This is a genomic window from Paraburkholderia sp. BCC1876 (genome assembly GCF_902833695.1).
Classification (GTDB): domain Bacteria; phylum Pseudomonadota; class Gammaproteobacteria; order Burkholderiales; family Burkholderiaceae; genus Paraburkholderia.
In genome coordinates this window covers 195901-217362 of record NZ_CADFGI010000013.1, presented here as the reverse complement: position 1 = coordinate 217362, position 21462 = coordinate 195901, and the positions used below count along the sequence as shown (strand labels likewise).

At 61.5% G+C, this 21462-nt stretch carries 15 protein-coding genes and 1 pseudogene; 9 read left to right on the top strand and 7 right to left on the bottom strand.

Going from position 1 to position 21462, the window contains the following annotated elements:
• From HWY05_RS33275 to acnA, 4 genes are all read left to right on the top strand, one after another.
• The coding region (locus tag HWY05_RS33275) for a citrate/2-methylcitrate synthase (protein WP_279614192.1) at nt 1-382 on the top strand (382 nt) is incomplete at its 5' end.
• Nucleotides 383-490: 108 nt separating this feature from the next.
• Nucleotides 491-1000: a hypothetical protein gene (locus tag HWY05_RS33270; protein ID WP_035560972.1), complete on the top strand. Its 510-nt coding sequence runs from the start codon at nt 491-493 to the stop codon at nt 998-1000.
• 25 nt (nt 1001-1025) lie between these two features.
• Nucleotides 1026-2477 carry a bifunctional 2-methylcitrate dehydratase/aconitate hydratase gene (locus tag HWY05_RS33265; RefSeq protein ID WP_035560971.1) on the top strand — a complete coding sequence of 484 codons (1452 nt, stop codon included), beginning with the start codon at nt 1026-1028 and terminating at the stop codon, nt 2475-2477.
• Between the two features lie 48 nt (nt 2478-2525).
• Nucleotides 2526-5243 carry an aconitate hydratase AcnA gene (gene acnA / locus HWY05_RS33260; protein ID WP_176061022.1) on the top strand — a complete coding sequence of 906 codons (2718 nt, stop codon included), beginning with the start codon at nt 2526-2528 and terminating at the stop codon, nt 5241-5243.
• A 140-nt stretch (nt 5244-5383) separates the two neighbouring features.
• On the opposite strand, the gene HWY05_RS33255 is transcribed toward acnA, so the two are convergent.
• The 7 genes and pseudogenes from HWY05_RS33255 to HWY05_RS38760 all read right to left on the bottom strand — a co-directional run.
• Entirely contained in the window at nt 5384-6415 is a 1032-nt protein-coding gene (locus HWY05_RS33255; RefSeq protein ID WP_244146766.1) for a hypothetical protein, read from the bottom strand.
• Nucleotides 6416-6450: 35 nt separating this feature from the next.
• Nucleotides 6451-7119 (bottom strand): hypothetical protein, encoded by a 669-nt coding sequence (locus tag HWY05_RS33250; RefSeq protein ID WP_176061020.1) that lies wholly within the window; start codon nt 7117-7119, stop codon nt 6451-6453.
• A gap of 224 nt (nt 7120-7343) precedes the next feature.
• Entirely contained in the window at nt 7344-7952 is a 609-nt protein-coding gene (locus HWY05_RS33245; protein WP_176061019.1) for a response regulator transcription factor, read from the bottom strand.
• Nucleotides 7953-8309: 357 nt separating this feature from the next.
• Nucleotides 8310-9416, bottom strand: coding sequence for an OmpA family protein (locus HWY05_RS33240; RefSeq protein ID WP_176061018.1), 1107 nt, complete (start codon nt 9414-9416; stop codon nt 8310-8312).
• A gap of 97 nt (nt 9417-9513) precedes the next feature.
• Complete coding sequence (locus HWY05_RS38765) at nt 9514-10806, bottom strand: YadA-like family protein (RefSeq protein ID WP_347880827.1); 1293 nt, start codon at nt 10804-10806, stop codon at nt 9514-9516.
• Entirely contained in the window at nt 10752-17096 is a 6345-nt protein-coding gene (locus tag HWY05_RS33235) for a hemagglutinin (protein WP_347880828.1), read from the bottom strand. The genes HWY05_RS38765 and HWY05_RS33235 overlap by 55 nt, the downstream gene beginning before the upstream one ends.
• 87 nt (nt 17097-17183) lie before the next feature.
• Nucleotides 17184-17261 (bottom strand): annotated as a pseudogene (locus tag HWY05_RS38760) (ESPR domain-containing protein); the annotation flags it as partial.
• Between the two features lie 568 nt (nt 17262-17829).
• On the opposite strand from HWY05_RS38760, the gene HWY05_RS33230 reads away from it, so the two are divergent.
• From HWY05_RS33230 to HWY05_RS33210, 5 genes are read left to right on the top strand one after another with little or no spacing between them, the layout of a single operon-like run.
• On the top strand, nt 17830-18111 hold the full coding sequence (locus HWY05_RS33230; protein WP_176061017.1) for a pilus assembly protein: 282 nt from the start codon (nt 17830-17832) through the stop codon (nt 18109-18111).
• A gap of 25 nt (nt 18112-18136) precedes the next feature.
• A complete protein-coding gene (locus HWY05_RS33225) occupies nt 18137-19669 on the top strand; it encodes a pilus assembly protein TadG-related protein (protein ID WP_176061016.1) in 1533 nt (510 codons plus the stop codon).
• Nucleotides 19666-20538, top strand: a complete 873-nt coding sequence (locus HWY05_RS33220) for a hypothetical protein (protein WP_176061015.1) — start codon at nt 19666-19668, stop codon at nt 20536-20538. The genes HWY05_RS33225 and HWY05_RS33220 overlap by 4 nt, the downstream gene beginning before the upstream one ends.
• Nucleotides 20535-21248 carry a hypothetical protein gene (locus HWY05_RS33215; RefSeq protein WP_176061014.1) on the top strand — a complete coding sequence of 238 codons (714 nt, stop codon included), beginning with the start codon at nt 20535-20537 and terminating at the stop codon, nt 21246-21248. Before HWY05_RS33220 ends, HWY05_RS33215 begins: the two co-directional genes overlap by 4 nt.
• On the top strand, nt 21229-21459 hold the full coding sequence (locus tag HWY05_RS33210; RefSeq protein ID WP_244146765.1) for a hypothetical protein: 231 nt from the start codon (nt 21229-21231) through the stop codon (nt 21457-21459). The genes HWY05_RS33215 and HWY05_RS33210 overlap by 20 nt, the downstream gene beginning before the upstream one ends.
• Nucleotides 21460-21462 lie beyond the last annotated feature (3 nt).

Here is a 21462-nt window from a genome sequence, read left to right as displayed (position 1 = left end):
GGAAAACAAGGAAGTGGTGATCGGTTTCGGCCACCCGGTGTACACGATTTCGGACCCGCGCAACAAGGTCATCAAGGAAATCGCGAAAAAGCTCTCGAAAGAAGCGGGCAACAACAAGCTGTTCAGCATCGCCGAGCGGCTCGAATCGGTCATGTGGGAAGCGAAGAAGATGTTCCCGAATCTCGACTGGTTCAGCGCGGTGTCGTATCACATGATGGGCGTGCCGACGGCGATGTTCACGCCGCTGTTCGTGATCGCCCGTACGGCCGGCTGGAGCGCGCACATCATCGAGCAACGGATCGATAACAAGATCATCCGCCCGAGCGCGAATTACACCGGTCCGGAGAATTTGAAGTACCTGCCGCTAAATAGGAGAAAATAGCGGCCGCTGTGCGTTTTTAAGGCGCGTGCAGTTCCACCGACGCGGTCGCCTGGACCGGCAGCCCGCGCACTGTTCAACTGAATGAAATTAGATAGAAAGGTTTTCTCCATGAAAAAGCTGATGATCGCCGCCGTGATTGGCGCACTGTCCACGACGATGCTGACCGTCGCGACTGACGCCGCCGCGCAAACGACGACCACCACGACCGCGAAGCCCGCCACGAAGGCCGTGGCAAAGCGCCCGCAACCGAAACGCCTGATCAAGCGCAAGGTCAATCCGGCCAAGGAAGCGAAGGTCGATCCGGTACCGGACGGCGCGGAAAAGTGGTCGTGCAACGAAGGCCTGGCTTTCGAACTGAAGGGCGACATGAAGCGTGACCAGATCGTCACGGTTCACTGGGCGAACAAGAACTACAACCTGCCGCGCGAAGCGACCACCACGGGCGCAGACCGTTTCCACGACGCCGCATCGGGTATGGATCTGGTCGTGATCCCGACGAAGGCCATGCTGTTCTCGGATAAGGACAGCTCGCGTCTGGCCGACGAATGCAAGACGGCAGCCATGATCCAGGGCGCACCGGCGCCGACGCAATCGAACGCGATCAACAACTCGAACTAAATATCGTCGTCAGGAACGCTCCCCGATGTCCGCTCCGATTTCCAACGTGCGACCCAACCCGGACCAGGTCCTGGTTGATATTGTCGATTACGTTCTGGACTATCCGATCGACAGCGCGCTCGCGCTGGAAACCGCGCGTCACTGTCTGATCGACACGCTCGGCTGCGGACTCGAGGCGTTGACCTACCCGGCCTGCACCAAGCTGATGGGACCGATCGTGCCGGGCACGGTCGTCCCCAACGGCGCAAAGGTGCCGGGCACGTCGTTCCAGCTGGACCCGGTTCAGGCCGCCTTCAACATCGGCGCCATGATCCGCTGGCTGGACTTCAACGACACCTGGCTAGCCGCCGAATGGGGTCATCCGTCGGATAACCTCGGCGGCATTCTGGCCACGGCCGACTGGCTGTCGCGCAGCGCCATCGCAGCGGGCAAGCCGCCGCTGCCGATGAAAGACGTGTTGATCGCGATGATCAAGGCGCACGAAATTCAAGGCTGTATCGCGCTCGAAAACTCCTTCAACAAGGTCGGGCTCGATCATGTCCTGCTGGTCAAGCTGGCGTCCACGGCGGTAGTCGGGCAACTGCTCGGCCTCTCGCGCGACGAGCTGATCAATGCGGTGTCGCTGGCGCTGGTCGATGGACAGGCGCTGCGCACTTACCGACATGCGCCGAATACGGGCTCGCGCAAATCGTGGGCCGCCGGCGACGCGACGTCGCGCGCGGTGCGCCTCGCGCTGATCGCGAGGACCGGCGAGATGGGCTATCCGTCGGTGCTGACGGCGCCGACGTGGGGCTTCTACGACGTCCTGTTCAAAGGCAACGCGTTCAGGTTCCAACGGCCGTACGCGTCGTACGTGATGGAAAACGTGCTCTTCAAGATTTCTTTTCCGGCAGAATTCCATGCGCAGACCGCGGTGGAAGCGGCGATGACGTTGCATGCGCAACTGGTGGCGCACGGCAAACGCATTGAAGACATCAGCCGGATCACGATTCGCACGCATGAAGCTGCGTTGCGCATCATCGACAAGAAGGGCCCACTGAATAACCCGGCCGACCGCGATCATTGCATTCAGTACATGATCGCCGTGCCGCTGATCCACGGCCGCCTGACGGCCGCGGACTATGAAGATTCGATCGCGCAGGACGCGCGAATCGATGTGCTGCGCGCCAGAATGGCTTGTGTCGAAGACGCGCAGTTCACGAAGGATTACCACGATCCGGAGAAGCGTTCGATCGCCAATGCACTGACGATCGAATTCAACGATGGGTCGTCATTCGACGAAGTCGTAGTCGAATACCCGATCGGTCATAAGCGTCGTCGCGAAGACGGGATTCCGTTGCTGGTCGAGAAGTTCAAGACCAACCTCGCGCGCCGCTTTCCGGTCAGGCAACAACTGGCGATTCTCGACGTGTCGCTGGATCAGGCACGGCTCGAAGCCATGCCGGTCAATGAGTACGTCGATCTGTACGTCATCTAGTCAAGTTAATAAGTACTGTAGTTCCGCGATCAAACCAAGGAAAACACCATGGCCCACAACCTCCACAAAACGCTCAAGGAATTCGACAGCGGTTCCGGCAAAGGCAAGTTCTACTCCCTGCCGCAACTCGGCAAGGCACTGAACATCAAGATCGACCGCCTGCCGGTTTCGATCCGAATCGTGCTGGAATCGGTGCTGCGTAACTACGACGGCAAGAAGATCGCCGAAGAACACATCACGCAACTGGCCAACTGGAAGCCGACCGCATCGCGCGTCGACGAAATCCCGTTCGTCGTGTCGCGCGTGGTGCTGCAAGACTTTACCGGCGTGCCGCTGCTCGCCGACATCGCTGCCATGCGCGGTGTCGCCAAGCACATGGGCAAGGATCCGAAGTCGATCGAACCGCTGGTCCCGGTCGATCTGGTCGTCGATCACTCGGTGCAGATCGATCACTTCCGCGAAAAGAACGCGCTCGATCTGAACATGAAACTGGAATTCCAGCGCAATAACGAGCGCTACCAGTTCATGAAGTGGGGCATGCAGGCATTCGACACGTTCAAGGTCGTGCCGCCGGGCGTCGGTATCGTCCACCAGGTGAACCTGGAATACCTCGCACGCGGCGTGCACAAGAAGGCTGAAGGCACGGATACGGTGTACTACCCGGATTCGCTGGTCGGCACCGACAGCCACACCACGATGATCAACGGTATCGGCGTGGTGGGCTGGGGCGTGGGCGGTATCGAAGCGGAAGCCGGCATGCTCGGCCAGCCGGTGTACTTCCTGACGCCTGACGTGGTTGGCGTCGAACTGAAGGGCAAACTGCGCGAAGGTCTGACGGCGACCGATCTGGTCCTGACCGTGACCGAACTGCTGCGTAAAGAGAAAGTGGTCGGCAAGTTCGTCGAGTTCTTTGGCGAAGGCACGAAGTCGCTGTCGCTGCCGGATCGTGCAACGATCGGCAACATGGCGCCGGAATACGGCGCAACCATGGGCTTCTTCCCGGTCGACGAAAAAACCATCGACTACTTCAAGGGCACGGGCCGCACGGACGCGGAAATCTCGGCCTTCGAAAACTACTTCAAGGCACAAGGCCTGTTCGGTATTCCGAAGGCCGGCCAGATCGACTACACCAAGGTCGTCACGCTGGATCTCGGCACGGTCACGCCGTCGCTGGCAGGTCCGAAGCGCCCGCAAGACCGTATCGAAATCGGTCACGTGAAGTCGACCTTCAGCGACCTGTTCTCGAAGCCGGTGGCGGAAAACGGCTTCGCGAAGAAGGAAGCCGATCTGGACGCGCAATACACCACGACCAACGGCGTCGACGTGAAGAACGGCGACATCCTGATCGCGGCGATTACGTCGTGCACGAACACGTCGAACCCGAGCGTGCTGCTGGCCGCCGGCCTGCTGGCGAAGAAGGCGGTGGAAGCCGGCCTGACGGTCGCGCCGCACATCAAGACGTCGCTCGCACCGGGATCGCGTATCGTCACCGAGTACCTGACGAAGACCGATCTGCTGAAGTACCTCGACAAGCTGGGCTTCACGCTGGCCGCTTACGGTTGCACGACCTGTATCGGTAACGCGGGCGACCTGACGCCGGAACTGAACGAAGCGATCACGAAGAACGACATCGTCGCGGCGGCGGTGCTGTCGGGCAACCGTAACTTCGAAGCGCGGATTCACCCGAACATCCGCGCGAACTTCCTGGCCTCGCCGCCGCTGGTCGTCGCTTACGCGATCGCCGGCAACATCACGCGCGACCTGATGACGGAACCGGTCGGTAAGGGCAAGGGCGGCAAGGACATCTACCTGGGCGACATCTGGCCGACCAGCGAAGAAGTCAACGAGCTGCTCAAGTTCGCACTCGACGCCGACGCGTTCCGCAAGAACTACGCGTCGCTGACCAAGAAGGGCGACCTGTGGAGCAAGATCGAAGGCGAAGAAGGTCAAGTCTACGACTGGCCGAAGTCGACCTACATCGCTGAGCCGCCGTTCTTCGGCAAGGACTTCTCGATGACGCCGGCCGACAGCATCGCCGCAGTCACGAACGCACGCGCACTGGGCATCTTCGGTGACTCGGTCACGACCGACCACATCAGCCCGGCTGGCTCGATCAAGGAAGACTCGCCGGCAGGCAAGTGGCTGAAGGCAAACGGCGTGCAGAAAGCCGACTTCAACAGCTACGGCTCGCGCCGCGGCAACCACGACGTGATGATGCGCGGTACGTTCGCGAACGTCCGGATCAAGAACCTGATGATCCCGGCGAAGGCAGACGGCACGCGCGTGGAAGGCGGCCTGACGATTCACCAGCCGAGCGGCGAACAGGAATCGATCTACGACGCAGCGATGAAGTACATCGACGCCGGCACGCCGACCATCGTGTTCGCGGGCGAAGAGTACGGCACGGGCTCGTCGCGTGACTGGGCTGCGAAGGGTACGCAACTGCTGGGCGTGAAGGCCGTGGTCGCACGCAGCTTCGAACGGATTCACCGTTCGAACCTGGTCGGCATGGGCGTTCTGCCGCTGCAGTTCAAGGGCTCGGATAGCGTGCAATCGCTCGGTATTACCGGCGAAGAAACGTACGACATCGAAGGCCTGGGTTCGGACTTCAAGCCGCAACAGGAAGTGACGCTGGTGATTCGTGGCAAGGACGGCAAGGAAAAGCGCGTTCAGGTGCTGCTGCGTATCGACACGCCGATCGAAGTCGACTACTACAAGCACGGCGGGATTCTGCCGTTCGTGCTGCGTTCGCTGCTGGCTGCTTAAGCTGCCTGTTTAGCTGAGTTAGCGGCAACGCAAACAGCCATGCTGTTTTGCAGGGGCTGCGTTCTGTGGAAGGACGCAGCCGACTTTAGAAGCCCGACCGTTGGTCGGGCTTTTTTTTGCGCGCTTTTTTCGGCGCGCCGTTACGGTTGGCCTCGGTTGACCTGGAAGGCGGCGGGGTTATCGGTGATCCTTCGCTGCGTCATGCGGGCATTCCAGTCGGTCTCGATCTCGGTTTCGCCGGGCGCGGGCACTGTGGCACGCAGCGTGACGCTCGCGCGCCGCTGTCGCGCCGCCCAATCGAGTAACGCGGCGCGCTCAGCCGTGTCGTGGGTGGACGAGGCCTGCGCGGTCCATTCGGTCTGATGCGATAGGGACGGCTTAATGGCCGAAGAAGTGACGCGGGTCAGAGCAACACGCGCTTCGACCTGGGCCTGAGTCAGGTGCGCCATGGCGACACGCCCGGCGGGTTTGGCGGTGGCGAGCTTCGTTTCGGGATTGCGGCGAGAACCTCGCGTGGCCAAATGCGACTCGGCGCGGGGCGACATTTGCGTTGGCTCGGCTTCGAACGCGATTTTCGGCGCCGTATCGGTGGCAGGCGACGCGTTGCCCGTTTGATGCCGGCTTGCATCGAGCGCTGTAGACACCTCAGAGCCCGGCGTTTGCGAACGGGCCGTGAGCGCGTCCGCCGAACGAGCTTCGGCGTGCGCTTTTGGCAAGGCCACGCTTGGGCCGCCCTGCAATCGCACGACTGGACGCGTAACCGCTACGGACGTTGTCTTGTTGGCGTCGCGCGTTGCACAGGTCGACAGCAGCCAGGCCAGCGCAATGCTGCAGCTCAGAAAAATCGCCGCTCCGACTACATGGTCCGAGCGCGACGAACGCGGTCGCGTCTTGCCCATTTCAAGGTAACGCCGAGCTTCGGCCAACTGAGCGTCGAAACGATCCGAATATTCGCGCTGCGGCTGCAACTTGTAGAAAAAGACAAACTTTGACCCCGGCGTAACGGGATCCCGCGGTGTTACAGGCACTCGGGCCTGCACCCCGCGCCGATTGGCCTGTTGCGTCTCATCGCGCACTGCGGACAGCGGTTCTTGCTGCGCGCCGGTCCGCACCGGCTGCGGTTTCAAACCGAAAGGCGCCGGCAGGCCGCTGAGCAGTCGCGCATTCGGCAACGCAAGATCGCCTTGAATCAAGGCCCATGGTCGAGTCATCGCGGGGTGCTCCGATAGGTGTGGGCCGCAGTGTCAAGTTGCATGACCAAAGTCCTTACGCGGGTTGTCAGCACGTCGATGGAACCGGCGTTATGCGCCGGTGGCGCGGCACTCGTGTGCCGCAACGCTTCCATCAGGCTGCACGCGCCGACGAGGCCAACCGCCCCGCTCAACCGATGCAGCACGCCGCGCAAACGGTCGAACTCGCCGTCGCGACGCAACGCATTGAGATGGGCGAGGTCTTCGTCCATTGCATGGCGCCAACCGGCCAGAAACGTCTGGAGATCGATGCCCTCTTCGGACAGCGCCTGAAGATAGCGTGCTTCGAATGGCTCGAAAGACGCGTTCCGGGCGATGTCCGCCTCGACCTCCGCAGTGGAAGGAACTTGCGCTTGCGGACCGGCGTAAGCCGATCTCGACTCCTCGCACCATGACTCGACGGCAAACGACGCGCTCAAGCTCGCACGGCCGCGCGGCGCGGCTAGTTCTCGACGGGTACTCCGTTTATGGGCAGCATTTTTTGCCTTCTGAGCAGCACGCCGCTGCGCGATCCGGAATAGACAGACGCCGGCGAGGGCGACAACAACTGGCGCCACGAGCATCAATATCCACGATTGCTGACCTGCCGCACCGTGCGCGCCCGACCGTGAAATATCGATCTGCACGGCGTTCGCCGTGCTGTCGCTCAACGGTAGCGCGTTCGCGCGCATTGACAGCGCCCACAGCAATGCAAATGCACAAAAACACCCCAATACCGACGCGAGACGGATCGAAGTCAACCCAACAGGGCAAGCATGACCAGCAGAAACATGGCGAACCAGGCACCGCGTACGACAATGCACACCCGCAGAAGAATGCGACGGGCTAATCTTATTCATAGCGGCGAAACTCAATCGATCAGTCTGTGCAACGAAGCGAACTCGATGAGTGCCGCCAATGATGAGAGCCCGAGTTTTTCCTGAATGCGGCTCTTGTACGTGCTGACGGTTTTGTCGCTCAGAAACAGTCGACCCGCAATGTCACGGTTGCTCATGCCACGCGCGAGATTTTGCAGCACCTCGACCTCGCGCGACGACAGGGCCGCCAGTCCGCTTACTGTCGTGGGATCGGTGGAGTCGACGGGGAAACAGTCGTAGCCGAATAGAATTGTTTTTAACGCCGTAATCAATTCGCTTATTTCACGGCCTTTGCTGACGTAGCCGTTGGCCCCCGCATTGCGCGTATACGTTGCCATAACATGCTCCGGCTTGGCGGACAGCACGAGAATACACACTTTTATATTTTGCGCTCGAATGCGACGAATCATAGACAAACCGTCCAGCCGTGGCAAATCGAGATCCAGAATAACCAGATCGGGGCTTTCGTCCAGAATCAATTGCAGGCCGTCTTCTCCGTCTCCCGACTGCCCTACCAGCTTGAGTTCAGGATCGGCGCGCAGCACGTTGGCTATCGTCCCCCTAATGATGGGATGGTCATCAATAATCACAATTCTTTTCACTATAGCTCCATTTTTTTGATTAATGGGCGTAAAACAGAATTGCAATAGCCCAACGCGAGGTCGGATTAGATACTAACAACATTGATAAAACATTTCTTCGACACGAATAAATGAAATTTCCGCAATATTTGAAGGATTTTTCCTCGCTTGAATGATTGAAATTCCTTACGCATAAATCGTGCTTGTGGCCTGCGCTTTTCGTCGCAGGCAATGCGCGGAGCGCGCATTCAATGCCGTGGATGGCATGCAAAGTTGCCGGGAAGAGAGAGCGCGAACATCGTCCGCGCTCGCCGCACTTATGCAGTGACTCCGGGCAAAGGAACGACCTGACCGTGAAGGCCCGGCCATTCCCTTACCTTATTGTTGTCGCTGCTCTTGCGGTTGGGTTGGCATGTGCGATCGCGGCGCCGATGTGTGCTCACTGCTGCGCAAAAAGTCCAGCTCCACGCGGCGGTTCGGTGCGAGGCATTCGATCAAAGCCTGACGGTTACGCTCGTTACACTGCACCACCGGATCGTCCTTGCCACGACCACGCGACGTGATCGGCGTCTTCACGCCGCCACTCTGCAGATAGCGCCTGACGGTCTCGGCGCGTTTGGCCGACAACTGCCGATTGTAACTATCGCTGCCGAGCCGGTCCGTATAGCCTTCGACGCGAATGCCCGTCACGTCGCCAGCCTGCTGGAGGTCGCGAATCAGTTGATCCAGCTTGGTTTTGCCGGCGGGCAGCATACCGGCAACATCGCTTCGATCGAACTGGAAGGTAGCGTCGGCTTGCAACGTCATTTTCTGCGGGATTGGCGACGCCACAGGCGCGGGTGCCGCAGGCGTGCAGGCCTCAAGCGCCGCCCCGATACCTGGCATACCGCGCTCGACACCGTCCACCAGTCGTTGGCTCTCGTTGAAATTACGCGCCCACGCTTCGTGGCCGGCATGAATCAACTCGACCTCGGAGCATGCGGCCAGACGCTGGGCCTCCTGACACTGGGCGAACAGCGGCGATGTCTTCGCTGCCATCACCTGTTTCCACAGATCGGGCCGGATCGTCGCGCTGGTGCGCAACGTCGGATTGTCGACGGCTAGACCCTGACCGGTTTCAAGCGCGGCGGTCAGGTGATCGGCCTGGACCAGCGCTTCCTCGACAAAACCCCAACCGTCGTGACCGCTGCGTTCGTCGCGAGCCGCATTCAACCAACACTGCGCCTTAGCGCCGAAGTAGTTATTTTTTCGCTCGCCCAACGCGTTCAGGCGGGTCTGCACGGTACTCAACAACGTTGCGTTCCTGACACCGCCATACGCTGCGATCCACTGCGGCGTCACCGCCCCGGCGGCCTGGCTCTGCGTCGCGCTGAATCCCGTTTGCAGAACCGTAGGGTCCTGAATTTGCAGCCGGTCGCGAGTGGCAGACGACGAACATCCTGCGAGCATCGCGGCAAGCGCGATGGCAATCAATGAATACTTCATGTCTGTTTCTCATGGAAAGAGGGTCGCACGGAAGCTTCCCGTGCGACCCAGACAACTAACGCCTCAAGCTTCTATTCAAGGGCCTGGCGGCCGTTGTTTAGTTGCCGAGGACAATGCCGATACCAGCGCGAACGATGGTGCTATTGCCACCCGACGAAGACACGCCCAGGTTGTAGTTGATCGTGCCTTTCTCATTCCAGCGAGACACGCCCAGACCGACAGCCTGATAGCCGCGGTAGTTGGCAACACCTGCGTTCAGCGTGGTACGACCCGGCAGATAGGGCGTAACAATGTTCAGCGCCGATGCCGAAGCAATACCCTTGGCCGCATTGCGATCGACGTTGTTGATCGTGCTGCTCATGTTGCCCATGGCATTGTTCAACTGACCCAGGTTGACCGCGTCGGTGGTCTGCGTACCGGCAGCGACGTTGGTGATCTGACGCGTCGCACCGGCAGAGCCGACCGATACCGAGTTGTCGCGATCCGTCGTGGAGTTCGCACCGAGCGCGACCGCGTTGGTGTTCGGCGCCGTGGCCCCTGCACCCATCGCGACCGAGTTGTCACCCGCCGTCACCGTGTTCTTGCCGATCGCAATCGACGTAGCGCCGGTTGCCGCAGCACCATTGCCGATCGCGATCGAATCCGAACCCGAGGCAACCGCAGCCGTACCGCCGTTAGCCGGTGTGTTGATGTTGACGAAGGTCGTATTGCCGCCACCGCCGGCCAAGTTGTTGATCTGGCTTTGGAGACTCGAGAACTGCGAGAAATTGACCGCGTCCGTTGCGCCGGAACCCGCCGCCACGTTCGTCAAGGTCACGGGCGTTGTGGAACCCACACCACCCAGCGTGACCCGAGTCTTTGTCGAATCGTCGTAGGCAACGCCGTTCGCCGTGCCGCCGCCGCTCGTGTTCTGAGCGACATACGTTTTCATCTGCCCGAAGTTGACCGCGTCGGTCAGGTCGCTGGCAGCCGCCACGTTCTTCAACTGGGTCGGCGCGCCGCCCGCGTTGAAGGTCACCGAGCCCCGGGTCGAGTTGTCGTAAGCAACGAACGAGTTGGTCACGTTACCCGACGTGTCGACGTTCAGGCCAGCGTCCTTCAATTGCTTGAGGTTGACGGCCTGGTCGTCGCTGGTGGCCGCGGCCACGTTGGCGATCGTCACCGGAACGCCCACATTGCCCAGCGTCAACTTGTCATGTGCCGAGGTGTCATACACCACACCGTTCACCGAACCGGTCGTCGCCTTGGCGTCCACTGCGGCAAGCGCCGCGCCGACGTCGTTGAACGTATTGCCGCTCAGCGTATAGGTCGGTTTGGACACCACGCCGTTGGCGTTCACTGTCGAGCCGCCGCCCAACGCGGCTGCCGTGCTGCTTGCCGTGTTGTACACTGCGCACCGTTGATCGCGTCTTTGCTGCTCGACGTGATCTGACCTGCCGCGACGTTGGTCAACACGACCGGCGTGGTCGCGCCGATGCCACCGAACGTGACCTTGCCCCTGGTCGTGTCGTCGTACGCGACGAACGCGTTCGTCACCGTGCCGCTTGTGCCGATCGTCGCACCCATTGCCTTCAGTTGCTCAACGTTCACCGCGTCGTTGTTGGCCACGCCATCGGCCACATTGGACAGCGTCACTGGCGTACCCGCATTGCCCAGCGTCACCTTGTTATGCGACGTGGTGTCGTACTTGACGGCCTCGGGCGAATCGCCACCGCCCGTTGACGCAGCCGCTACCAGCGCCGCACCCACGTCACTGTAGGTGGCGCCGTTCAGCATGTAGGTCGGCTTCGACACCTTGCCGTCCGACCCTACCGTGGAGCCACCACCCAACGCCGCCGCCGTGCTGCTTGCCGTGTTGTACAACTGCGCACCGTTGATCGCGTCTTTGCTGCTCGACGTGATCTGGCCTGCCGCGACGTTGGTCAACACGACTGGCGTGGTAGCGCCGATGCCACCGAACGTCACCTTGCCCTTGGTTGTGTCGTCGTACGCGACGAACGCGTTCGTTACCGTGCCGCTTGTGCTGATCGTCGCGCCCATTGCCGTCAGTTGCGCGACGTTCACCGCGTCGTTGTTGGCCGAACCGTCAGCCACGTTGGCCAACTTGACCGGCGAACCTGCGTTGCCCAGCGTCACCGAAGTATGCGCAGCAGTGTCGTAGACGACAGCGTTGGGCGAGCCGCCACTGGACGCAGCGGTAATCGCGGCCGTCATCTGGCCGAGGTTCACCGCGTCGGTGTTTTGCGTACCGGCAGCCACGTTGACGATCTGGCTCTGCTGCTTGCTGTTGCCGACCGAGACCGCGTTCGCACGATCGGCGACCGAGTTGTAGCCGATCGCGACACCGTTCGCGGCGCTAACCGACGCATTCATACCCAGCGCCATCCCGTTCGTGGCGGATTGGTTGATGAACGTGTTGTAGCCAAGCGCAACAGAACCCGCACTGGTAGCGCTGGCAGACGTACCCATGGCCATCGCGTTCATCGCGCTCGAACGCGCGTTGTAACCGATCGCCACCGAGTTGTCCGATTCGACACCCACCTGGGCGCCCGCGCCGATCGATGTCGAATTGATCGACCCAACCATCGCAGACGAACCGACAGCCGTCGACGCGTTGCTCCCGGCAATAGAGCCCGCGCCGACCGCCAGCGCACCGATGCCGGTAGCGGCAGCCACCGGACCGATTGCCATGGCGTTCAGGTCAATCGACGCAGAGGTCCTGCTACCCTGCGTCACGTTCGGACTCACGGCAATGTAGTCCGTCACCGCGGGCGTTGCACCTAGCAACATCGATTTCAGACCGTTGGTTTGTTGCGTGCTCTGCAAAAGTTGCGTCTGCAGAGCAGACAACTGCGCCACCGTTGCCGCGTCGGTCGGGTTGAGGCCGTTCGCTACGTGCGTGATACGCATTTCCGCGCCGCGGGCGCCGACCGACACGGTGTTATCCGCGTCTGTAATGGCGTTCACGCCAATCGCCGTCGAATTGCGGTAGGTCGCGGTCGAGCCTGAACCGATTGCCAATGCGTGATCGCCGGTCGCCATGGCGTTACCGCCGATCGCGATCGACTCGGCGCCGCTTGCCTGTGCCGAGGCAGCCGTCGAGACGATCTTGACGTATTTCAGGTTGGTGGAGAAGTTCGTGTTGATTTGGCCGAGCTGCCCGTCGACAGCTTGCAGTGCCGAACCGACGTCGTTGTACGTCGAGCCCGTGATTTCATACGACGGCGCCGACATCGTACCGTCGGCGAGCGTGGCTGCACCACCGCCCATTGCCTTGGCGATCGAATTCGCCGTCTTGTACAACTGCGATCCGTTCACGGCATCGCTGCTTGTCGCAGCAACTTTACCCGCGGCGATGTTCGTCAACGTCACCGGCGTAGTTGATCCGGCTCCGCCCAACGTCACTTTGGCCTTGGCCGAATCGTCATAAGCGACGAAGCTGTTCGTCACCACACCGCTGCTGTTAACGTCCGCGCCCATGGCCTGCAACTGCGCTATGTTCACCGCGTCTGTGCCGTTCGTACCGTTGGCCACGTTGACGATCTGGCGCTCCGAACCAGCCGCCCCCACCGACACTGCGTTTGCACGGTTCGCGATCGAGTTCGAACCCAACGCGACCGAGTTAGCCGCCGATGCATTAGCCGCACCGCCGATCGCCACCGCGTTCGTGCCGCTTGCCGACGAATCGGCCAACGTCGAATTCACGTGGAAATACTTGATGCCGCCACCGTTGACGACGATGTTGTTGACCGTGTTGGTCACGTTCGCCATGTTGCCTGCAACGTTCGCCACATTCGCGTTCGTCTGATAGAGCTGGCTGCCGTTCACCGCGTCCAGACTCGTGGCCGTCAGCGCGCCGGCCTTCACGTTCGTGATCGTCGTGCCGCCCGTGCCCTTCAGCGTGATCGAGCCGCGCGACGTGTCGTCGTACGCCACAAAGGTGTTCGTCACCACGCCGCTGGTGTCGATGCTCGCGCCCATCTGCTTGAGCTGCGCGAGGTTCACCGCGTCGTTGTTCGCCACACCGTTGGCGACGTTCGACAGGGTCACCGTCTTCGTTGCACCCGTGCCGCCGAAGGTCACCTTGCCCTTGGTCGAGTCGTCGTACGCGACGAAGCTGTTCGTCACCACACCGCTGGTGCCGATGGTCGCGCCCATGGCCTGCAACTGCGCTATGTTCACCGCGTCTGTGCCGTTCGTACCGTTGGCCACGTTGACGATCTGGCGCTCCGAACCGGCCGCCCCCACCGACACCGCGTTTGCCCGATTCGCCACCGAGTTCGAACCCAACGCGACCGAGTTAGCCGCCGATGCGCTCGCCGCGCCGCCGATCGCCACCGCGTTCGTCCCGCTTGCCGACGAATCGGCCAACGTCGAATTCACGTGGAAATACTTGATGCCGCCACCGTTGACGACGATGTTGTTGACCGTGTTGGTCACGTTCGCCATGTTGCCTGCAACGTTCGCCACATTCGCGTTCGTCTGATAGAGCTGGCTGCCGTTCACCGCGTCCAGACTCGTGGCCGTCAGCGCGCCGGCCTTCACGTTCGTGATCGTCGTGCCGCCCGTGCCCTTCAGCGTGATCGAGCCGCGCGACGTGTCGTCGTACGCCACAAAGCTGTTCGTCACCACACCGCTGGTGCCGATGGTCGCGCCCATGGCCTGCAACTGCGCCACATTGACCGCGTCGTTGTTAGCCACGCCGTTGGCGACGTTCGACAACGTCACCGGTACCGTCGAACCCGTACCGCCCAGCGTCACCTTGGACCGCGCAGTGGTGTCGTATTGCACCGAATTGGCCGACCCCGTAGCGGCTGCGGCGGCAATAGCCGAGCCAACGTCGGTGTACGTCTGACCGCCAACCGCGAAGCTCGGATTCTTGATCGTGCCGTCCGAATTCATCGCAGCGCCGCCGCCGATCGTGGAGATCACGCCGGACAACTGTTTGACGTTCACCGCGTCGGTATTGTTGGTACCCGCCGCGACGTAAGTAATCTGACTCTGCCTGCTCGAACTCCCCACCGACACCGCATTGGCACGATCCGCGATCGAGTTGTAGCCGATCGCGACCCCGTTCACCGCGCTGACCGATGCGTTTAACCCCAACGCCATGCCGTTCGTAGCAGATGGATTAATGAACGAGTTGTAACCCATCGCGACGGACCCCGCGCTCGTCGCGCTTGCAAAACCACCCAACGCTGTCGCGTTGAGCGCGCTGGCGCGGGCGTTGTAACCGATCGCCACCGAATTATCCGATACGGCGCCAACCGTGGCGCCCGCGCCGATCGCCGTCGAATTGACCGACAATGCGCCCGCGCCCGATCCAACCGCCGTAGAAGCGTTGCTGCCCGCAGCAGAACCTCCGCCGACCGCCAGCGCATTGATACCGGTTGCCGCTGCCACCGGGCCGATCGCCATGGCGTTCAGATCGGACGACGCGGAGGTGTTCGCGCCGCCGGTCACGTTCGAACTTACGGCGATGTAGTTAGTGACAGGTACCGCCGCACCCAGCAGCATCGACTTCACGCCACCGTTTTGCTGTGAGCTCTTCAACAACTGGGACTGCAACGCGTCCAACTGGGCCACCGTCGCCGCATCGGTCGGATTGAGACCGTTCGCGACGTGCGTGATGCGCATTTCCGCGCCCTGAGCGCCGACCGACACCGTATTGGCGGCATCCGTGATCGCATTCACGCCGATGGCGGTCGAGTTGGCGAATCCGGCGGTCGCGCCCGCGCCGATGGCAAGCGCATGACTACCGGTTGCCATGGCCGAGCCGCCGATCGCTACCGACTCCGTACCGCTTGCCATCGCCGCATTCGCCGTCGAGATGACCTTGACGTACTTCGCTGCGCTGACCAGATCGCCCGCCGCCGAATTGAGCGCATAGAATGCGTCGCCCACATTGCCGTATGTCGTACCGCTGATAACGTAACCTGGCGCGGAGACCGTGCCGTCCTTGCCGACCGTGGCGCCGGCGCCGAGCGCTGCGGCCACGCTGCTCGCTGTGTTGGACAACTGACCGCCATTCACCGCGTCGGTGCTGCCCGACACAACGTTGCCGGCGGCCACGTTCGTGAGCCCAACCGGCACCGTGGCCAGCGCGCCGCCGAGCGTCAGCTTGTTGTGCGCGGACGAGTCGTAGATCACGGCATCTTTCGAACCGCCGCCGATCGACGAATTGGTGATAGCCGTGTTCATTTGAGCCAGGTTCACCGCGTCGTTACTTTGCGTGCCGGCCGCGACATTCATGATCTGGCGTTCGGTTCCAGCCGCACCTACCGACACTGCGTTGGCACGGTCTGCGAGCGAGTTCGAACCCAGCGCGACCGAATTGGCCGCCTGAGCAATGGAGAGACCGCCAATCGCCACCGAATCCGCTCCCACTGCCGACGAATCAGCCAATGACGAATTGGTGTGGAAATACTTGACGCCCCGGTTATAAATATTCGTCGTGATCTGGCCGACGTTCTCCGCGAGGTCGTGCACGTTCTGGTTTGTCTGGAACAACTGCCCACCGTTCACAGCGTCGGTGCTGGATAGCGACGAGATGTCACCCGCCGCGACGTTGGTCAGCTTGACCGCCTTCGCACTACCCACACCGCCAAGCGTGACTGCGTCGCGCGCCGAACTGTCGTACGTCACGACGAGCGGATTGCCCGCAATGCCGTTGTTCACAATGTTGTTGACGACGTTCGTCACATTGGCGAGATTGCCCGACATGTTGGCAACGTTATTGACGACGTTCGTCACGTTCTGATTCGTCTGGTAAAGCTGCGAACCATTCACGGCATCCGTACTCCACGCCGACGAAATATCGCCCGCAGTCAGATTCGTGATCCGGGTGCCGCTTGCGCCCTTGAGCGTAATCAACGTGGACGCGGAACTGTCATACGTCACCGCATTTTCCGTAACACCGCCGCCGCCGCTCAGGCCCGCGATTGCCGCGTTGAGCTGGTTGACGTTGACGGCGTCGGTTCCCGCAGCGCCCGCCGTCAGGTTCGTGATTTGTCGCGTGTACTGCGACTTGCCGTCTGCGGACAGATAGCCGATCGACACCGCGTCGCTACGGCTAGCCACCGAACCCGCGCCCAGCGCGACCGAGTTGGACACCAGCGCGACAGAGTTCGCGCCATAGGCGCTGGAATTGGCGCCGACTGCCATGGCCGACGGGCCCGAGGCCACTGAACTGGCGCCTTTGGCCAACGCGTCGGTCGACGGCGCGTTCGAAGGCGAGTTGGCTTTGAAATATCGCGTAGCCTGGTAGAGCTGGTCGCCGTTCACCGCGTCCGCGCTACCTTGCGACACAACGCCCGAAGCCAGCGACGTGATCTTGTTGCCGTTCATACTGACGGCATTCAGCATCGAGATGCCGCCGGCCCCCTGGATCTCGAGAAGCCCGTTGTCATAACCTGTTACGCGGGCAGTGATCGCGTTATCGGCGAAGCCCCACGAGCCATTACTGGCCGCCCCGTTGTTCAGTGAAAACGCCATCCCGCTGCCGGACTGAGCCGGCGCTGTGCAGTCCATGATGCCCACGGCGCTGGAGAGCGGGCCCCACGACGACCCGACTCCGCCTACCCCCGCGGGGCACAGCTCGAGACCGCCGCTACCCGTAGTTGCCTGAGCCGCCGCCGTGCCAGGCGACATTGCCGCGCCGATGGCCATTGCGATCGGCATGAGCGCCGCCTTGAACGGTCTTGCCGGACGCGCTACCGCAGCCACTCCGGGCGAGATCGTGCAGGAGGACGCTGTGCCTTTACCGCCATGCGATGAGGCGGTCTCGGGCGCGGCGACCCACGCGCCCAATGCGTCATTCCAGACGCTGATATACGACTTGTTCATAAATTACCTAAATAGAGGGCAAGCCCCGCTTGCAGTTCGACTTGAAAATCGTGCGCACACGCTCCCCGCAAAAAAACTGGCCGATACATTGAAACTGGCCCGGAGTTTTTCACGCGTGGCAAATTTAACCGGTGGCTTTATCTCTAAAAATCAGGAAACTAGAAAATCGAAGCGGAAATTTCCGCATAATCGCGTGTAAATTCACAGCACACTGATTCAATGCGCTCGGCATGAATCGGATCGACTTCCACCCAGCGAGATTCCGCAGTCATTGCTCGACGATCGCCGTGGCAGCGCTTACCTGCCGGGCAAAATAGCGCCCAGGCGAAAACCCGCCGACCCACGCGTTTCATGAATGAAAGGCAACGCGGAATTACGCCCTCTGAATTTAGGAAATTTCGCAGATTATTGAACCCAATCTATTTCTATACTTCGGCCCGACACTGTTGCTCGTCCGTTTTATTGAAGCGAAATTATTTAATTAATTTTTCACCCATGACGGCAAATACTTTTACAGCGGTGTCCAGACACCTCTCATCTCCTGCATTATTTAATTGAATTAAAGATTATGAAAATGTCACAAATTCGCCGCAAGAATAAGCAGCTCGGTCAGGGCATGACGGAATACATCATCATCGTCGCCCTGATTGCCGTGTCCGCCATCGGCGTGTACTCGCTGTTCGGTCAAACGTTGCGCAACCAGACTTCCGGCCTCGCCGTCGAAATGTCTGGCCAGAACGCGCAGACCAATATCTCGACCGCGCAGACCAACGCGAACACGGCAACGACCAACGGCAACAAGACGAAGAACATGGGTACGTATAACGACAGCAACAACGCCGGCAACTAATCTCCCCAGACTGTCGATATCCATCATGAAACGCTCTGCCCGCAAGGGCAGGGGCAGGGTCGCCGGCGCTAGCGGGCAGGCGCTGGTCCCTGCGCTGATTTTTCTTCTGGCCGGCTGTCTCGGCCTTTACGTGGCGTTCAATTCTTTCCAGATGACGAGCGCCAAAATCAAGCTTCAGAACACGGCCGACGCCGCCGCGTACAGCGCCGCCGTGCTGCAGGCGCGCGACTACAACTTTGCTGCTTACACGAACCGGGCCATGATCGCCAATCAGGTCACCGCCGCGCAGGTGGTCGCACTGAAATCGTGGATCGACGAACTCGACGCGACTTACTCGACGTCGGAACTCGACGCCACCGTCAGCAACCTGGCCGATCATCCGGCCCAATGGACTACGCCGAAACGAATTGGACAAGCCGACACAGGACCGGTGCGCGCCGCGCTCGACGCGTTGCTCCCCACCGTGGCCAGAAATATCGGTTCGCTCAACCGCGCGCTGAGCGTGGCGCAAGCCAACTATCACGCGGCGGTCTTCACGGCCGTGCCCGACACGGCAGAAGCCGTCGCCCAGCTCAACCAGCCGGACACACATGTCACCAGCGGTTATTTCACCAGCCCGCGCAACGCAGGTCAGCTTGCGGCGTGGACCTCGTATGCCGCTACCGTCGCGCCTGCCGGCAAGATCGGCGCGGACGATTTCGCCGACGTCGCGACGGCGTCCGTCACCCTCGACGGATTCGTCAGGAATCGCAGCTCGGTGCGCAGCGTCGCGCCCAACTTCCAGCAACTGAACGACAGCGCCGGCGTGCTGTGTCGAACCGCGAATAGTTCGATCACGATCAACGTCACGCATGCCGGCGGCACCCAGTTACGCAGCGACAAAGCAGGCTGGCAATCTATCGATGCCAGTACCGCCCATCTCTGGATCAGTTGCTTTGGCGCGATCGAATCGGTGGCCGGCTACGGCGGCAGCGCCAACGGCAATATCACCAACTTCATGACCAATCCGCCGTTCGCGGCATGGCAGGACTGGCAGGGCTACGGCGGTTACTTCAACTTTGGTTATACGGGCAGTTCGACGCCCGGATTGCAAGTGCCGGACGCTATGGCGGCCCAGTTCCGGGCAGGTCCGGGCCCTTCGCTCGACCCGGCCAACGGCGGCCTGCTGCCTTACCAGGAAATCAGTGGCGTGCAGTTCGCGAGCCAGGCGCCGCGCATCACCATCGAAGTCACGCGAAATAGCAACACCCTGGTCAAGACCGTGGGTCTGCAAGGTGGCGGACGACTGAGCGTGGCCGACAACGCAGCCGCCGGTGCAATGCGCGCGCTGTCGAGTGCGAACGCGTATTTCGTGCGCCCGGACGAGACGTCCTTCGGCAACGCGGTCGTGGGTGGCCTGCTGAACGCCGGCCAATGGGCACGAGCCGACCATCGGACGGAATATCCCAGTCTGTTCAGTCCGTACTGGCAAGCCTCGCTTGCACCGGTCAGCGCCAGCGAGCGCGCGGCGGCTCAGGCGAGCCAGATTGCGGCCACCTCGCAGGCCGGCAAGCCATGAATCGACTCCATACCGGAAAAGGCGCGCAAACCGGCCAGGCCATGGTGGAGTTCCTGATCTCCATGACCATGGTGATGAGCGTGCTGCTGTTCGCCATCGTCATGCTCGGCAAATTCAACGACGTTCGCAACCGGACCCTGATGGGTTCGCGCTACGTCGCATGGGAACGCACCGTGTGGACGGACAGCGATCGCGGCAAGAATCTGCCGGGCAATCCCGCGACAACCGAAGGCTGGTCCAGCACCTACGGCGCCGCCGCACTCGTTGTCGGCAAGACCGACGCCGAACTCAAGGGCGAAGTGATGCAGCGCATCCTGGCAGGCGACGATTCGCCCGTCTCCAGCGCGGATCGCGAGCAAACCCGGTTGGCTGCCACGCAGCCGGCAATGTGGCGCGACTACGGCGGAAACGCTTTGCTGACCTCGGCGGCCGACGTCGCTGCCGGCACCAGCGCCGCAGCCAATCCCGCCAGCAGTCAGGCCGGCTCCGCCCTCGCCCAGTGGTCGGCCGGCAGTCAATTTACGGCGCACCTGAACCTGCCCACGCAAACGCTGCAAACCGGCGTCGTCAGCATTGCAATCGCGAAAAACAGCGACACGCTCAAACGCCTTTGGCCGCAAAACAATGCGTTGCCGGCCTTCAGCGGCCTGACGTTCTCCGACACCAACGTACTGGTGACCAACACGTGGGTGCCGGACGGTTCGAGCAGCAACAAGGCGTTGTTCAGTCAGGCCGTGGCGGCCGCCAACGTCGTATTGATACCGCCCGCCGGTTATATGAGCCTGCAGAAGTACGCGCCGGAAATTGCGTCGCTTCAATTTGGTCGCGTTCAGCAGGACGTCGTGCCGGCGGGGCGGTTGAAGCAATGAAATTCGTGTATCGACTCATGCACTGGGGCTGCCTCGCGACTGCGCTGGTCGCCGGCCACGCGGCGGCCGATCCGGCATGCAACAAGACGCCCGTGCCGGCGCAAAGCACCCAGGCCTTCGGCCGCGACATGCTCGTGAACGGCGTGCCGACCTCGATTGTCGGCGTGCAGTTCGCCGGCACGATCGACGACGTCTCGAAAGCATTCCGCGCGTACTGGACGCGCGAAGACGTCCCGGCGAAAGGACAGACCAGCGCGTCGGGCGTGTTGCTCAGCGCCCTGGACGGCCATTGCCTCTATGTGCTTAGCCTGCCGCCGCAGCCGGAAGGTCCTCGCGCACGCGGTCTCATGAGCGTGATCCGCATGGACGGCCGGCCGGTCGACCACCGCATTCCGGATGCGACGGTTCCGTTACCGGAGGACAGCCGCGTGCTCTCCGATATCGAGAGCCGCGATCCCGGGCAGACCGGACGCACATGGTTGCTCGAGATGCCGGGAGACGTTCGCTGGAATGCGCAACGCTACCGCAACACGCTTACCACGCAGGGATGGCAAAGCCTGGGCCGTCAACCTGACTATCAACCCTCACGCGCTCAATCCCCTCAAGGCTCGGCGTTCGCCATGCAACTCGGTAGAGACAGCGTGGACGTCAGTTTTTCAGATCGCAATGGCAGGACCTTTGCGGTCATCAATGCAACAAGGAATCGTTGAGATGCCACAACCCACACGAGGTCTCAACGCTATCGCGACGCAACGCAGCCGACAGCGCGGCCAGGCTTACGCCGAATATCTCGTCGTCACGTCGGCGCTCGTCGCCGTTCTGCTGCTTCAGCCCGGCGATATCGTCCCGCCATTCACCGCGCTCCTGGCTGGTTTCAGGTCGTTTTTCAACGCTTATAGCTTCACCTTATCGCTTCCCTGACCG